The 14,102-nt window shown below is 64.4% G+C and carries 14 protein-coding genes; all 14 read right to left on the minus strand.

The window, feature by feature from the left end; all coding sequences use genetic code 11:
* Positions 1-26: 26 nt before the first annotated feature.
* Entirely contained in the window at positions 27-788 is a 762-nt protein-coding gene (gene pdxJ / locus PNO31109_RS05075) for a pyridoxine 5'-phosphate synthase (RefSeq protein WP_150554568.1), read from the minus strand.
* Positions 785-1,786 (minus strand): DNA repair protein RecO, encoded by a 1,002-nt coding sequence (gene recO / locus PNO31109_RS05080; RefSeq protein ID WP_241013906.1) that lies wholly within the window; start codon positions 1,784-1,786, stop codon positions 785-787. Before recO ends, pdxJ begins: the two co-directional genes overlap by 4 nt.
* Positions 1,773-2,666 carry a GTPase Era gene (gene era / locus PNO31109_RS05085; RefSeq protein ID WP_150554569.1) on the minus strand — a complete coding sequence of 298 codons (894 nt, stop codon included), beginning with the start codon at positions 2,664-2,666 and terminating at the stop codon, positions 1,773-1,775. Before era ends, recO begins: the two co-directional genes overlap by 14 nt.
* 59 nt (positions 2,667-2,725) lie before the next feature.
* Complete coding sequence (gene rnc, locus PNO31109_RS05090; RefSeq protein WP_217433182.1) at positions 2,726-3,955, minus strand: ribonuclease III; 1,230 nt, start codon at positions 3,953-3,955, stop codon at positions 2,726-2,728.
* Positions 3,956-4,210: 255 nt separating this feature from the next.
* Positions 4,211-5,125 carry a signal peptidase I gene (gene lepB, locus PNO31109_RS05095; protein ID WP_150554570.1) on the minus strand — a complete coding sequence of 305 codons (915 nt, stop codon included), beginning with the start codon at positions 5,123-5,125 and terminating at the stop codon, positions 4,211-4,213.
* 18 nt (positions 5,126-5,143) lie between these two features.
* Positions 5,144-6,949: a translation elongation factor 4 gene (gene lepA, locus PNO31109_RS05100; protein WP_150554571.1), complete on the minus strand. Its 1,806-nt coding sequence runs from the start codon at positions 6,947-6,949 to the stop codon at positions 5,144-5,146.
* Between the two features lie 187 nt (positions 6,950-7,136).
* Entirely contained in the window at positions 7,137-7,391 is a 255-nt protein-coding gene (locus PNO31109_RS05105) for a glutaredoxin family protein (protein ID WP_150554572.1), read from the minus strand.
* Positions 7,392-7,406: 15 nt separating this feature from the next.
* The gene (locus tag PNO31109_RS05110; protein WP_150554573.1) at positions 7,407-8,891 is read right to left on the minus strand and encodes a DegQ family serine endoprotease; all 1,485 of its coding nucleotides are present in this window, start codon (positions 8,889-8,891) and stop codon (positions 7,407-7,409) included.
* 130 nt (positions 8,892-9,021) lie between these two features.
* A complete protein-coding gene (locus PNO31109_RS05115; protein ID WP_150554574.1) occupies positions 9,022-10,077 on the minus strand; it encodes a MucB/RseB C-terminal domain-containing protein in 1,056 nt (351 codons plus the stop codon).
* Positions 10,078-10,773, minus strand: coding sequence for a sigma-E factor negative regulatory protein (locus PNO31109_RS05120; RefSeq protein ID WP_150554575.1), 696 nt, complete (start codon positions 10,771-10,773; stop codon positions 10,078-10,080).
* A gap of 38 nt (positions 10,774-10,811) precedes the next feature.
* Positions 10,812-11,411 (minus strand): RNA polymerase sigma factor RpoE, encoded by a 600-nt coding sequence (gene rpoE / locus PNO31109_RS05125; RefSeq protein WP_010805230.1) that lies wholly within the window; start codon positions 11,409-11,411, stop codon positions 10,812-10,814.
* 168 nt (positions 11,412-11,579) lie between these two features.
* Positions 11,580-12,818, minus strand: coding sequence for a beta-ketoacyl-ACP synthase II (fabF, locus tag PNO31109_RS05130; RefSeq protein ID WP_150554576.1), 1,239 nt, complete (start codon positions 12,816-12,818; stop codon positions 11,580-11,582).
* A gap of 143 nt (positions 12,819-12,961) precedes the next feature.
* Positions 12,962-13,201 (minus strand): acyl carrier protein, encoded by a 240-nt coding sequence (acpP, locus tag PNO31109_RS05135; RefSeq protein WP_150554577.1) that lies wholly within the window; start codon positions 13,199-13,201, stop codon positions 12,962-12,964.
* Positions 13,202-13,337: 136 nt separating this feature from the next.
* Positions 13,338-14,087 carry a 3-oxoacyl-ACP reductase FabG gene (gene fabG / locus PNO31109_RS05140; protein WP_150554578.1) on the minus strand — a complete coding sequence of 250 codons (750 nt, stop codon included), beginning with the start codon at positions 14,085-14,087 and terminating at the stop codon, positions 13,338-13,340.
* Positions 14,088-14,102: the final 15 nt, after the last annotated feature.

The raw sequence follows: 14,102 nt of genomic DNA on the forward strand, positions 1-14,102 counted from the left end.
TAGCGCGGTGACGAATGCATGGCGGCTCAGCCGCGCCCGGCCAGGCGGCTGGCGACCATGATGGCCTTCATCTCGCGCACGGCGTTCTCCCATCCCGCGAAGATCGCATGGCCGACGATGGCGTGGCCGATGTTCAGCTCGGAGATGCCTTCGATCGCTGCGATCGGCTGCACGTTTTCGTAATGCAGACCATGCCCCGCGTTGACGCGCAGACCCAGCGAGACGCCGAGCGCCACCGCGCGCTCGATCCGGGCGAACTCGGCTTCGCGCGTGGCCTCGTCGTGCGCCTCGGCGTAGCGTCCCGTGTGCAGTTCCACCACCGGCGCGCCCATGCGGGCGGCCGCGCGGATCGGCGCCTCGTCCGGGTCGATGAACAGCGACACGCGGCTGCCCGCCCGCGTCAGTTGCTGCGTTGCGGCCGCCACACGATCGTACAGGCCCACGACGTCGAGCCCGCCTTCGGTCGTCAGTTCCTGACGGCGCTCGGGCACCAGGCAGACGTCATGCGGTTTGACGTTGCAGGCGATCGCCAGCATCTCATCCGTCACGGCGCACTCGAGGTTCATGCGCGTGCGCAGTTTGTCGCGCAGGTTCGTCACGTCCTCGTCGCGAATATGGCGGCGATCTTCGCGCAGATGGAGCGTGATGACGTCCGCGCCCGCCGCTTCGGCCAACAGCGCCGCCTTGATCGGATCGGGATAGGTCGTGCCGCGCGCGTTGCGTACCGTGGCCACGTGATCGATGTTGACGCCCAGATCGATGGGGCTGCCGTGGAAGAAGAGGCTCATAGTTTTTGCAGGTCGAGCAGGATCTGCCGGGTATTGAGCGGTACGCCGCCCAGGTGGTGGTTGAGAAGAAAGCGCATGAGCAGCTTGCTTTGCTGCACGGTCTGCGCCCGCGAGTAGTCGTCTTGCTCCATGTCCAGCAGCGTTTGCCCGCTGATCACCGGCCAGTCAGCCGGTTCGTCGCCGCGCGCCGGCCGCACGCCCCACTCGGGGTGGAATACGTAGCGACGCTCGGGCGCGACCTTGCCGCGGGTCTGCGTGCAACGATCGAACGCCACGGCATACCCCGTCTCGCGCAGCAGCACGCGCTCGAACGCCCGCAGGATGACCCCCGCCGGCTCGCCGTGCGCGAGATGGTGCAGCGTGGTGAGATAGTGCTGGAACAACCTGTCGTGAGGATCGTCGCGCGCGCAGAACTTCACGAGCAGTTCGTTGAGGTAGAAGCCGCAAAGCAGCGCGTCGCCTTCGAGCGGACGCAGGCCGCCGACCCACTCGGCCCTGGTCAGCGTGCGCAATTCGCCCTTGCCCAGCCACGCGAGCGAGAGCGGCTGGAACGTCTGCAGCACGCCGCGCAGCGCCGAGTGCGGACGCTTCGCTCCCTTGGCGACGAGCGCAATGCGCCCGTAGTCACGCGTGAGCACGTCGATGATCAGGCTGGTTTCGCGGTAGGGATAGCTGTGCAGTACGAAGCCCGGCTGCTCCGCCACGCGGCTTTGCTCACGCTCGGCGGCCCTCGCGGGCGATGGTGCGCGACGCGCGCGCGCGGGCGCGCCTTTGGCAGTTTCGGCGGAGGCTTCGGCTTCGTGAAAAGCTTCGGAGGCCTCGTCGTCCACGGCGCGCGCCCGAGCGCTGCCGGTACGGCGGGTGCGTGCGCCCGTGCGAGGCGCACGCGGTGAGGCGGCCGATTCGGTTCGCCCGGCCTTTCTCGCTTGCCCGGCGGACGTCAGCTCGTCCGGCGCGGCAATCTCGTCGCGTGCGGTATCGAGCTCACTCGTAGCCATACGCCCGCAGGCCGGCCTCGTTGTCGGCCCAACCGCCCTTGACCTTGATCCAGACCTCCAGATACACGCGGCCGTCGAAAAGCTTTTCCATGTCGAGGCGCGCGTCGGTGGAAATTTGCTTGAGCTTGGCCCCCTTGTTGCCGATGATCATTGCCTTGTGGCTGTCGCGATCGACGAGGATCGTGGCGAAAATGCGGCGCAGATTCCCTTCCTGCTCGAACTTGTCGATGATGACGGTGCTGGTATACGGCAGTTCGTCGCCCGTCCAGCGAAACACCTTTTCACGCAGGATTTCGGCGGCGAGAAAGCGCTCGCTGCGGTCGGTCAGATCGTCCTCGCCGTAGATCGGCTCGCCTTCGAGCAGATACGGGCGCAGCACGTCTAGCAGACGCTTGATGTCTTCCGGGCGCTTGGCCGAGAGCGGCACCACTTCGCGGAAATCGCGCGCTTGGCCCACCGTCTTCAGAAAAGGCAGCATCTGCGCCTTGTCGGCGATGCGGTCGAGCTTGTTGACGATCAGCAGCACCGGCGTGGTCTCGGGCAACAGCTTGAGCACCTTCTCGTCGTCCGCACCGAAGTTGCCGGCCTCGATGACGAAGAGCACGACGTCGACGCTCGCGAGCGTGGACGTCACCGCGCGATTGAGCGAACGGTTGAGCGCACTGGCGTGGCGTGTCTGGAAACCCGGTGTGTCGACGAAGATGTACTGCGCGTCTTGCGTCGTGCAAATGCCCGTGATGCGGTGGCGCGTGGTTTGGGCCTTGCGCGAGGTGATGCTGATCTTCTGACCGACGAGGGCGTTGAGCAGCGTCGACTTGCCGACGTTCGGACGCCCGACGATCGCCACGGTGCCGCAGCGAAAATCCGTCTTATCGTTCATGGTTGGAAACTCTCTTGAAAAGGCGCCGGCGCTTCGCGCCCGCCCCTTGAATAGGACGCTCAGGCAGCTGCCGGCGGTTGCTTGGCCACGTCGGCCTTCTCAGTGACCTTCTCAGCGATCTTCTCGGCGCCCCTCTCGGCGCCCCTCTCGGCGGGCTTCTCCGCGACTTTCTCGGCGGCAGCCTTGTCGCCGCCCTTCTCGACTCGGTCGGCCCTGTCGACCTTATCGGCCTTATCGACCTTATCGGCCTTATCGACCTTATCGCCCTTGTCCGCCTTCTCGCCGCCCCTGTCCACACCCTTCTCAGCACTCTTGTCGGGGCTCTTGTCGGGGCTCTTGTCGCCGCTCCTGTCCGGCGCCACGCTCAGCGCCGGGACTGCCACCGGCGCGCGCGTCGCACCGTTGCTCGCGGACGCGGTCATGGCCGGCGCACTCATGGCGCCGGCGCTCGCCACGACGGCACCTAGCGCGGCGTCGCGCGCATCCTTTGCGTCCTTGGGCTCGCCCGCAGCCGCGGCCCGCTCGGCCTTCTTCGCTTCGGAGGCCGCCGCCTTGGCCGCACGCTTTTTCGCGGCCTTGGCGCTCTTCTCGGCCTTCGGTTTCGCGAGGGCCGGCATCTTCTGGACTTCCTCGAGCGCCTTCTTGGCTGCCGCCTGTTCGGCAGCGCGACGGCTCGCACCCGAGCCGCCCACCTTGATGTCCAGCTTCGGCACCGTGCACTCGACCTCGAACTGCTGGTTGTGTGCCGCGCCATGGGTGGCGGTGACGGTGTACTGCGGCAACGCGATCTTGTGGCCCTGCAGATATTCCTGCAGCAGCGTCTTCGCGTCCTTGCCGAGCGTCTTCGGGTCCACGTGTTCGAGCACCGGCGTGTACAGTCGCTCGATCACTTCATAGGCCTTCTCGAAACCACCGTCCAGGTACATCGCGCCGAACAGCGCCTCGAGCGTGTCGGCCAGAATCGACGGGCGGCGGAATCCGCCGCTTTTCAGCTCGCCTTCGCCCAACCTCAGGAAATCGGACACCCCCAGCGTCTGCGCAATCTCGTAGAGCGACTGCTGCTTGACCAGATTGGCGCGCACGCGCGACAGATCGCCTTCGTCGAGCTTGCCATAACGGCGAAACAGGATCGCTGCGACCGAACAGTTGAGAATGGAATCGCCGAGAAACTCCAACCGCTCATTGTTGGCGGCACTGTGGCTACGGTGCGTCAGTGCTTGGCTAAGCAATTCCGCATCGTGGAAACGATACTGGAGACGTTCTTCCAGTTGGTTCAGAGATTGAGGCATGGCGCAAGTATAGCGCGACGCTCCTGCCCCGGCGCGCGCCGTCGCCAAGAAACGACGGGCTTGGCCGCCGTGCGGCGGGCTTTTCGGAGCCGCGTGAGGGCGATGGATCGGACGTTTCCGAGGCAGGGCCGCCTCGTCGCACTATTTAAATCAAAATTGAAAACAATAATGCGGAAACTGACTTTTTATTGTCAATTTCCGCATCAATCAAACCGAACATCCGACCGCTTCACGCGGCGCTCCCCGCACGCGCGCTTACTGGAAACTGCCCAGACGCTTGAGGTTGGAGAAGTTCATCCAGATGAAGAAGGCCCGGCCCACGATGTTCTGCTCCGGCACGAAGCCCCAGTAGCGGCTGTCCGCGCTGTTGTCGCGGTTGTCGCCCATCATGAAGTAGTTGCCGGGCGGCACCTTGCAGATCACACCCTGGCTGTTGTACTGGCAGTTCTGCTTGTTCGGGAAGTCGTCCGCGCCAATGATGTACGGCGGCACGTTCGGATCGTTCAGGATGCGATGCTTCACGCCGCCCACCGTCTCCTCGAACTGCTTGAAGTAGGCGATATGCTCGTCGTCGAAGTAATCGGGCATGGCCGTCTCGGGCACCGGCTGACCATTTACCGTGAGGCGCTTGTTCTCGTATGCGACCACATCGCCCGGCACGCCGATCACGCGCTTGATATAGTCCATCGACTCGTCCTTCGGGTAGCGAAACACCACCACGTCGCCACGCTTGGGCTCGCCCACCTCGATGATCTTCTTGTTGATCACCGGCAGACGGATGCCGTAGTCGAACTTGTTCACCAGGATGAAGTCGCCCACGAGCAGCGTCGGAATCATGGAGCCCGACGGGATCTTGAACGGCTCGACCACGAACGAGCGCAGCACGAACACCGCCAGAATCACCGGGAAGAAACTCGCCGAGTACTCGAGCCACCACGGCTGACGCAGTTTCTCGTCGCGCAGGCGCGCTCGCGCGCTGGCCACGGCATTGCTGTCCTGCGAACCGGAACCCTGAACGCCGGAGCCTTCCAGCGCGAACTGCTGCTGGTCGAATTGCGCCACGGCTTGCTGTGCTGCCCGGCGGCGCGCCGGTTGAAACACCAACTTGTCGGCCACCCAGGCCACCCCGGTCACCAGCACCAGGATCAAAAGAATCAGGGCGAAATTCATGCGGGACCTGTCGCTACGTTATTTGTCTTCGACTTGCAAAATGGCAAGGAACGCCTCCTGGGGAATCTCGACGCTTCCCACCTGCTTCATGCGCTTCTTGCCTTCCTTCTGTTTCTCGAGCAGTTTCTTCTTTCGCGTGATGTCGCCACCATAGCACTTTGCCAGCACGTTCTTGCGCAATGCCTTGATGTTCTCACGGGCAATGATGTTCGCCCCGATCGCCGCCTGGATCGCCACGTCGTACATCTGGCGCGGGATGATCTCACGCATCTTCGCCGCCACCTGGTTGCCGCGGCGGCGGCTCTCCGAGCGGTGCACGATGATCGACAGCGCATCGACCTTGTCGCCATTGATGAGCATGTCGACCTTGACCACGTCAGACGAACGGTACTCCTTGAACTCGTAGTCCATCGACGCATAACCGCGCGAGACGGATTTCAGGCGATCGAAGAAGTCGAGCACGATTTCCGCCATCGGAATCTCGTAGATCAGTTTGACCTGACGGCCGTGGTACTGCATGTCGAGTTGGATGCCGCGCTTTTGCTGGCACAACGTGACGACCGCGCCCACGTATTCCTGCGGCATGTACAGGTTGACGGTGACGATCGGCTCGCGAATTTCCTCGATGCGGCCCGGGTCCGGCATCTTCGACGGGTTCTCGACGGAGATGGTCGTGCCGTCGCGCAGGACAACCTCATAAATCACAGTCGGCGCCGTGGTGATGAGGTCCATGTCGAATTCGCGCTCGAGACGCTCCTGCACGATTTCCATGTGCAGCAGGCCCAGGAAGCCGCAACGGAAACCGAAGCCCAGTGCTTGCGAGACTTCCGGCTCGTATTGCAGCGACGCGTCGTTGAGCTTGAGCTTTTCGAGCGATTCGCGCAGCGCGTCGTACTGGTTGGCTTCGACCGGATACAGGCCCGCGAATACCTGCGGCTTGACTTCCTTGAAGCCCGGCAGCGGCTCGGGCGCCGGCTTGGTCGTGGTTGTCACCGCATGCGTGACGGTGTCGCCCACCTTGGCCGCGTGCAGTTCCTTGATGCCCGAGATGATGAAGCCCACCTGGCCGGCCGAGAGCGACTCGCGCTGTTGCGAGCGCGGTGTGAACACGCCCACCTGCTCGACGGGATATGTCGCACCCGTCGCCATCAACTGGATCTTCTCCTTCGGCTTGAGCGTGCCGTTGACCACGCGCACGAGCATCACCACGCCAACGTAGTTGTCGAACCACGAGTCGATGATCAGCGCCTGCAGCGGGCCGCTCGCATCGCCCTTGGGCGGCGGCACCTTCGCGATGAGGGCTTCGAGCACGTCCTCCACGCCGAAGCCGGTCTTGGCCGAGCAACGCACGGCGTCGACGGCTTCGATGCCGATGACGTCCTCGATTTCCTGAATCGCGTTCTCCGGCTCGGCCGAGGGCAGGTCGATCTTGTTGAGCACCGGCACGACTTCCACCCCAAGCTCGATGGCCGTGTAGCAGTTCGCCACCGTCTGGGCCTCCACGCCCTGCGAGGCGTCGACGACGAGCAGCGCCCCTTCGCAGGCGGATAGCGAGCGGCTCACTTCATAAGAGAAGTCGACGTGTCCCGGGGTGTCGATGAGGTTCAGGTTGTAGACCTTGCCGTCGCGCGCCTTGTATTGCAGCGCCGCGGTCTGTGCCTTGATGGTGATGCCGCGCTCGCGCTCGAGGTCCATCGAGTCGAGGACCCGGGCTTCCATTTCACGATCGGACAAACCGCCGCTCAACTGGATGATGCGATCGGCCAGGGTCGATTTCCCATGGTCGATGTGGGCGATGATCGAAAAATTGCGAATGTGGTCCATGAGGCGGGCTATAGAAAAGTCGGTGCCATCGGATTCGGCTCGGCAGCGGCTTTCGAGAGAATCGGCAAACACGATATTTTAGCCGAAAGCGCGCCCATTCCGTCTGAAATCGCGCGCATCGCAGCGTTATATCGGCAATCACGGGAAGGTCCGGGCGTGGGCTCCGAAATGGCGGCAGTGCGCGGCGTCAGGCCGCCCGCAGGGTCGGAACGGCGGCGAGGACGGCGGCGGCGTCGAACCGATAGCGGCACAGCTCGCGTTCGCCCAGCGCCAGTACGGGCACGATTTCGTCGTACTTCGCTTCCAGCGCCGGGTCGCTGTCGACGTCCACGATCGTGACGGAGAAATTCCACGCCGGTCGCATCGCTTCGAGCGCCGCGAGCATGTCATCGCACAGGTGACACCACTTGCGGCCGTAAAGCGTGAGCGCCGGCGCGGTCATGGGGTGGTCGTCGACTTACTTGGCCGGCGTGCGCGGGCGCAGCGGCACGAACTGCGTGGCGTCGCCGCGGCGCACGAGGATCGGCACGAGACGCCTCGAATCGAGCGACTTGACCACTTCCTCGAACTGCTTGGCGCTGGTGATGTCGGCGTCGCCCACACGCAGGATGATGTCGCCCTGCTGCAGACCGGCGCGTCCGGCCGGACCTTCGGCGAGTTCGACCTGAACGCCGCCGCGCAGCTTCAGCTCCTTCTTCTGTGCGTCCGACAGGTCCGAGACGACCAGCCCCAGTGCGTTCGGATGCGGCGCTTCGGCGCTGCCGCCCTGCGCCTTGGAGGCCTTCGGCGTGTCGGCGTCGGCCTCCGCGATCGTGATGCGCAGGTCCTGATTCTTGCCCTTGCGCAGCACTTGCAGCGTAGCGGTCGAGCCCGGCTTCGTCTCGCCGACCATGCGCGGCAGATCCGTCGCGTGGTCGACGGCACGCCCCTCGAACTTCATGATGATGTCGCCGGGCTGCACGCCCGCCTTCTCGGCCGGGCTGCCCGGCTCGACGCTGCGCACGAGTGCCCCCTGCGCGCGCGGCAGGCCGAGCGAATCGGCGACGTCCTTGCTGACCTCGCTGATCGCCACGCCGATGCGCCCGCGCACGACCTTGCCGGTCTTCTTGAGCTGATCGGCCACGCGCATGACTTCGTCGATCGGAATGGCGAACGAAATGCCCATGAAGCCGCCGGTCTGGCTGTAGATCATCGAGTTGATGCCTACGACCTCGCCGCGCATGTTGATGAGCGGACCGCCCGAGTTGCCGGGGTTGACCGCCACATCGGTCTGGATGAACGGCAGATAGTCGCCGGTGTCGCGCCCCTTGGCCGACACGATGCCGGCCGTCACCGTGTTCTCGAGGCCGAACGGCGAGCCGATGGCCACCACCCATTCGCCCACGCGCAGCCTGTTGGAGTCGCCCACCGGCACCGTGGGCAGATCCTTGGCTTCGACCTTGACCACGGCGACGTCGGTGCGCTTGTCCGCACCAATCAGCTTTGCCTTGAACTCGCGCTTGTCGGTGAGCGTGACGTAGATGCTGTCGGCGCCATCGACGACGTGAGCATTGGTGAGGATATAGCCGTCAGCCGACACGATGAAACCGGAGCCCACGCCGCTGTTCTGCTCTTCGTCGGGCTGCGGCTGGCCGCGCTTGGGCGCACCGCCCTTCGGGCCCGGCTGCGGCAGAGGCACGCCGAAGAAACGGCGGAACAGCTCGGCCATGTCGTCGTCCATGCCCGGCGGCAGGCCGCGCTGAGTGCGGCTCACGCGCTCGGTCGTGCGAATGTTCACGACGGCGGGGCCGACCCGGTCGACGAGTTGAGTGAAGTCGGGCAGATTGGTGACGAGCGGCGCGTTCGACGCCGACGCCGGAGCGGCAAAGGCGGCGGGTGCGCCCGCCAGTTGCGCGGCAATGGCGCCGCCGAGAATGACACGAAGCAGGAGAGTCTTCTTCATTGGAAGATCGTGATGCGCGATAGTCTGGGAATCCCTGAGGACGGCCCGGCATCCGACACGGGCGTCGCGTCTCGATGCGCCTGGCTGCCCGGACCGCGCCGTCGCCGGTCGCGGCCCACCCGACAGCCGGTCACTTCGCCGGCTGTTTGTACTCGATGCTACTGGCGAACTGTTGCAGCGTGGCCTGCGGCACCTCGCCCAGCAAGGTCAGCCAATAGTCGCCGTAGCGCTTGATGAGGATGTTCGTCGCCCCCGCGCTACCGTGGCCTTCCTTGCGCTCACGCGTGGCCGGCTCGATAAACACCGAAAGGCCGGCCATGCCGTCGGAATATACCACCTGCTGGACTTCGAGCGGCTTGCCCTCGGCGCTCGAGCGCATTGTGCGGCGCACCTCGCGAACCGCCTTGAATCCCGGCACCTTCTTGTCGACGTCGATGCTCCAGCCGGCGTCGGACAGATGCGTCGGCGCGATCTGCGGCTTGATCACGTGCCAGCCATGCGTGGCCTGGATGGCGTGCAGGATGCGCGCCTTCTCGGTGGGCACGCCGATCGAAATCTGCGAGAAGGCGGCCTGCTCGAGCAGATGCCCCTCGGCATCGAGGGTCTGCGCACGCAGTAGCAGGCCCGTATTGCGGTCCGCCCACAGGCGGTAGCCGAAGCGGTAGTCGTCCCTCGGCGTGAGTTCGATCACCATGCAGTCGAAGCCGGCCATACGTTCGTTGGGCAACACCTTCGGCGCGTAGTAGTCGAGAACGTCGCGATTGGGCGTGGCGAGCAGCGCCGGGAACGAGTCCTTGCTCTCGCGTTTTTCCTGGAAGACGGTCTTCTGTTCGGGGATCAGCGTGTAGACGTCTTCATTCTGGCGAAGAATGCGGCGCTGACGGCCGTCGAGCGTCTCGAGTTCTTCGAATTCGTTCCCCTTGTCGGCAAAGTGACTGATCTTCGACGAACGCATGGTCGAACCACGCTGATAAACGAAGGTGCCGATGTAGTTCTGCGTCTGCGCCGCGCGATGGATCTTCGTGAGCCACGCACCGACTTCCCGGCGCTCGATCAGCGGATCGGAGGCCGACGAAGCCTGCGCCCACGCCTGCGTTTGCAGCGTGGTCGCGAGCAGAAAAGCAAAGAGGAAGAAAGTGCGCCCGAAGGGCGCACGCGGCAAGGATTCGGTACTCAGACGCTGCATTTATTCGTCCGCTTGCGCCGAGGCTCGCATGTAGGGGGAGACACCCTGGCCGATCGGCGCCGGGGCATATTGCTGATGCGCCGCCAGATACTGGTCGAGACGCGCATCGCGCAACACGATCAGGTCGTTCGTCGCGCCGGCGCTCGCGCCATTGGCCGCCACCGCCGTCTGCGGCTGCTGGGTGAGCGCCACACGCGTGAGGCTGGAGCCGGCGGCGGCTGGCGTTGCCGTCTGGGCCAGTACTTGCGGCTGGGCGCCGCCTGCCGGATGGTCCTGCAGACGCGGCACCACCACCCACGACAGCGCAGCGACCGCTGCCGCGGCGGCAGCCGTCGGCAGTACACGGCGAACACGCAGGAAAGGATTGATTCGCGTGACGCGCGAGCCCGTCGCTTTCGCGCCTTGCCCGGCATTGGCCTGGGCGTCGGCCAGCGCGGCCGGCGCGAGCAGATGCGGCTCGGCTTCGAGGCGCGCGGCGAAGGAGGCCATGAAGGCCGACTCCGAACGCGGCAGCGTCAGCTCATCGGAACGCAGTGCGTCCCCGATCAGATGGTACTCGTCCCACAGAGGCCGGCCAGAGGTGTCGGCCTCGTCCAGCAGGGCAGCCAGCTCGTCCGGATCGAATTCCCCGTCCATCAACGCGGAAATCCGCTCGGCTTGCAGCCCCCGCTGCGTTTGCACCGTCGCTGATCCCATGATATCCCCCAACGAAAATAACTTCCCCGGCGGCGCGCTCACCAGCGCTTGCCGTCAGGCGTGTCCAGCAGCGGCCGCAACCGGCTGGCAATCGCTTCACGCGCCCGGAAAATTCGCGAACGGACCGTTCCGATCGGGCACCCCATGGCTTCGGCGATCTCTTCGTAGCTCAACCCCTCGATTTCCCGCAGGGTAATTGCCGTCCGAAGTTCATCGGGCAAAGCCTCCATCGCTGTGTTGACGGTCTGAGCAATCTGCTTGCTCATCAGCATCGACTCAGGCGTGTTGATATCCCTTAGTTGATCGGCCTCGGCAAAAGTTTCAGCTTCTTCAGCGTTTGCTTCAGTCGAAGTCGGCGCACGGCGGCCCTGGGTCGCAAGGTGGTTTTTCGCCGTGTTGACAGCAATACGATACAACCAGGTGTAGAACGCCGACTCGCCGCGAAACTGCGGCAAGGCACGGTAGGCCTTGATGAAGGCCTCCTGCGTCACATCCTCGACCTCGGCGGCGTCGCGAACGAGTCGCGACACGAGGCGGATGATCTTGCGGTGATATTTCGCGACCAACAGCTCGAAGGCGGCTTTGTCGCCCTTTTGCACGCGCTCGACGAGCGCCTGGTCGATTTCTCGTTCACTCACCTGATATGGATCCGTATTTTCTCTGATCTGTAAGCCCGGCACGGGCCCGTTTGCACCCCGGCAGCGCATGGCCGCCGCGGCTGGAAGTGTCTGTAACGCCGCACGCCCGGGCACACTCACCGGAGCGTGGGTCAGCGGGACGGGACGCCTGCGCGGCGTCCCGCGAACTTAGACGCGCTGGAAGACCAGCGTGCCGTTAGTCCCGCCAAATCCGAAAGAGTTCTTCAATGCGACGTCGATTTTCAGGTCGCGGGCCACGTTTGCGCAGTAGTCCAGGTCGCACTCGGGGTCCTGATTGAAGATGTTGATCGTCGGCGGCGACTTCTGATGATGCACGGCCAGCACGGTAAACACCGACTCCAGGCCGCCCGCGCCACCCAGCAGGTGACCGGTCATCGACTTGGTCGAGTTCACCACGACCTTCCTGGCGTCGTCGCCCATCAGGCGCTTGATGGCCACCGTCTCGGCGATGTCGCCCAGCGGCGTGGACGTGCCGTGCGCGTTCATGTAGTTGACGGCGTCGGCATTGAGGCCGGCGTCGCGCAGCGCATTCTTCATCGCACGCAGCGCGCCGTCGCCGTCCTCGCACGGTGCCGTCATGTGGTTCGCGTCGGCGCTCATGCCGAAGCCCGTGATTTCGGCGTAGATCTTCGCACCGCGCGCTTTCGCGTGCTCGTACTCTTCGACCATCATCACGCCCGCGCCCTCGCCCAGCACGAAGCCGTCGCGGTCGCGATCCCACGGACGGCTCGCCGTCACCGGGTCGTCGTTACGCGTGGACAGCGCGGTCATCGCGGCGAAACCGCCGATGCCCAGCGGCGACACCGTCGCTTCGGCACCGCCGGCGAGCACGGCGTCCGCGTCGCCATACTGGATCATGCGCGCGGCCTGGCCAATGCAGTGCAGGCCGGTCGTGCACGCCGTGACGATCGCGAGGTTCGGGCCCTTCAGGCCGTACTTGATCGACAGATGGCCGGAGATCATGTTGATGATCGAACCGGGCACGAAGAAAGGGGAAATCTTGCGCGGTCCACCCTGGAGCAGATCGGTCTGGGTGTCTTCGATCATCGGCAGGCCGCCGATACCCGAGCCGACCAGCACGCCGATGCGTTCAGCGTTCTCTTCGGTGACTTGCAGGCCGCTGTCTTCAAAGGCCTGAATGCCGGCGGCGAGACCGTAATGGATGAACGTGTCCATGCGGCGCGCTTCTTTGGCCGACAGGTACTTCTCGGTCTCGAAGTTTTTGACTTCGCCCGCAAAGCGCACCTTGTGGGCGCTTGCATCGAACTTCGTGATGTTAGCGATGCCCGAACGGCCCGCGACCAGATTCTCCCAACCTTCGGCAACAGTGTTGCCGACCGGCGAGATCAGGCCCAGACCGGTAATGACGACGCGACGACGACTCACGATACTCCCCTTCTTCTGCTGGGTCATACAAAACAAAAGCCACAGAGGCGACAGGGTCCGACCCTGTGCTCCCTGCGGCTGACAGGCGTGCCTGGCACCGGGAAACCGGTCGGCACCCCGGCCGGCCAGTGATCCGTGGGCCCTTAGGCCTTCTGGGCGGCCTGGATGTAATCGATGGCTTGTTGCACCGTGGTGATCTTCTCGGCTTCCTCGTCCGGGATTTCCGTCTCGAACTCTTCTTCCAGGGCCATCACCAGCTCGACCGTATCGAGCGAATCGGCGCCCAGGTCGTTCACGAAGCTGGATTCGTTCTTGATTTCGGCCTCGGCAACGCCAAGTTGTTCCGCGACGATCTTCTTGACGCGTTGCTCAATGTTATCCATTCAAACCCTCCGGGGTAGTTAGTTCAGACAAGTGCGCGCATTTTAACAGGTTTGCCGTGCAAAGTTAGCCTGCGCCAAATAATGTTCAACGCCACGCAAAATCGCGCAATTCTATCGCAATTTGCGCGAACAACCATCAATTCATGAACATGCCGCCGTTCACGTGGAGCGTCGTGCCGGTGATGTAGCCGGCCTGCGGCGACGCGAGGAACGCCACGGCGTTCGCGATATCTTCCGGTGCGCCGAGGCGTCCCAGGGGAATCCGCGCCTTGAGCGCTTCATGCTGCGCTTCGCCGAGCGCCTTGGTCATGTCGGTGTCGATGAAGCCCGGCGCCACGCAGTTGACCGTGATGTTTCGGCTGCCGATCTCGGCGGCGAGCGAGCGCGACATGCCGGCAACGCCGGCCTTGGCGGCGGCGTAGTTCGCCTGCCCCGGGTTGCCGGCCGACCCAACCACCGACGTGACGTTGATGATGCGGCCGCTGCGGGCCTTCATCATCGGCTTGATCACGGCACGCGAGAGGCGGAAGATCGCCTTCAGGTTGGTGTCGATCACGTCGTCCCACTCGTCGTCCTTCATGCGCATCGCGAGGTTATCGCGCGTGATGCCGGCATTATTGACGAGGATGTCGAGCTTGCCGTGCTGCTTGAGAATGTCGTCGAGCGCGGCGGCCACGCCTTCGGCGTCGGTCACGTTCAGGACGATGCCCTTGCCGGCGAGGCCGGCTTCGGCGAAGTAGGCATCGATGCCCCGGGCGCCGCTTTCGCTTGTAGCCGTGCCCACGACCGTGGCGCCCTGACGGGAGAGTTCGAGGGCGATGGCGCGGCCGATGCCGCGCGAGGCGCCCGTCACCAGCGCCACGAGGTTGTCGAGTTGCTTGCTCATGTCAGAAATATCCTG

It is taken from the genome of Pandoraea nosoerga, from assembly GCF_902459585.1.
In the GTDB taxonomy this organism is placed as follows: domain Bacteria; phylum Pseudomonadota; class Gammaproteobacteria; order Burkholderiales; family Burkholderiaceae; genus Pandoraea; species Pandoraea nosoerga.

What these genes read in the sequence shown, in the direction of transcription:
- PNO31109_RS05115 (WP_150554574.1), bottom strand. Translation starts at nt 10,077, where the DNA reads ATGCAGCGTCTGAGTACCGAATCCTTGCCGCGTGCGCCCTTCGGGCGC.
- fabG (WP_150554578.1), bottom strand. Translation starts at nt 14,087, where the DNA reads ATGAGCAAGCAACTCGACAACCTCGTGGCGCTGGTGACGGGCGCCTCG.
- rnc (WP_217433182.1), bottom strand. Translation starts at nt 3,955, where the DNA reads ATGCCTCAATCTCTGAACCAACTGGAAGAACGTCTCCAGTATCGTTTC.
- era (WP_150554569.1), bottom strand. Translation starts at nt 2,666, where the DNA reads ATGAACGATAAGACGGATTTTCGCTGCGGCACCGTGGCGATCGTCGGG.
- lepB (WP_150554570.1), bottom strand. Translation starts at nt 5,125, where the DNA reads ATGAATTTCGCCCTGATTCTTTTGATCCTGGTGCTGGTGACCGGGGTG.
- PNO31109_RS05110 (WP_150554573.1), bottom strand. Translation starts at nt 8,891, where the DNA reads ATGAAGAAGACTCTCCTGCTTCGTGTCATTCTCGGCGGCGCCATTGCC.
- acpP (WP_150554577.1), bottom strand. Translation starts at nt 13,201, where the DNA reads ATGGATAACATTGAGCAACGCGTCAAGAAGATCGTCGCGGAACAACTT.
- PNO31109_RS05105 (WP_150554572.1), bottom strand. Translation starts at nt 7,391, where the DNA reads ATGACCGCGCCGGCGCTCACGCTTTACGGCCGCAAGTGGTGTCACCTG.
- lepA (WP_150554571.1), bottom strand. Translation starts at nt 6,949, where the DNA reads ATGGACCACATTCGCAATTTTTCGATCATCGCCCACATCGACCATGGG.
- PNO31109_RS05120 (WP_150554575.1), bottom strand. Translation starts at nt 10,773, where the DNA reads ATGGGATCAGCGACGGTGCAAACGCAGCGGGGGCTGCAAGCCGAGCGG.
- pdxJ (WP_150554568.1), bottom strand. Translation starts at nt 788, where the DNA reads ATGAGCCTCTTCTTCCACGGCAGCCCCATCGATCTGGGCGTCAACATC.
- recO (WP_241013906.1), bottom strand. Translation starts at nt 1,786, where the DNA reads ATGGCTACGAGTGAGCTCGATACCGCACGCGACGAGATTGCCGCGCCG.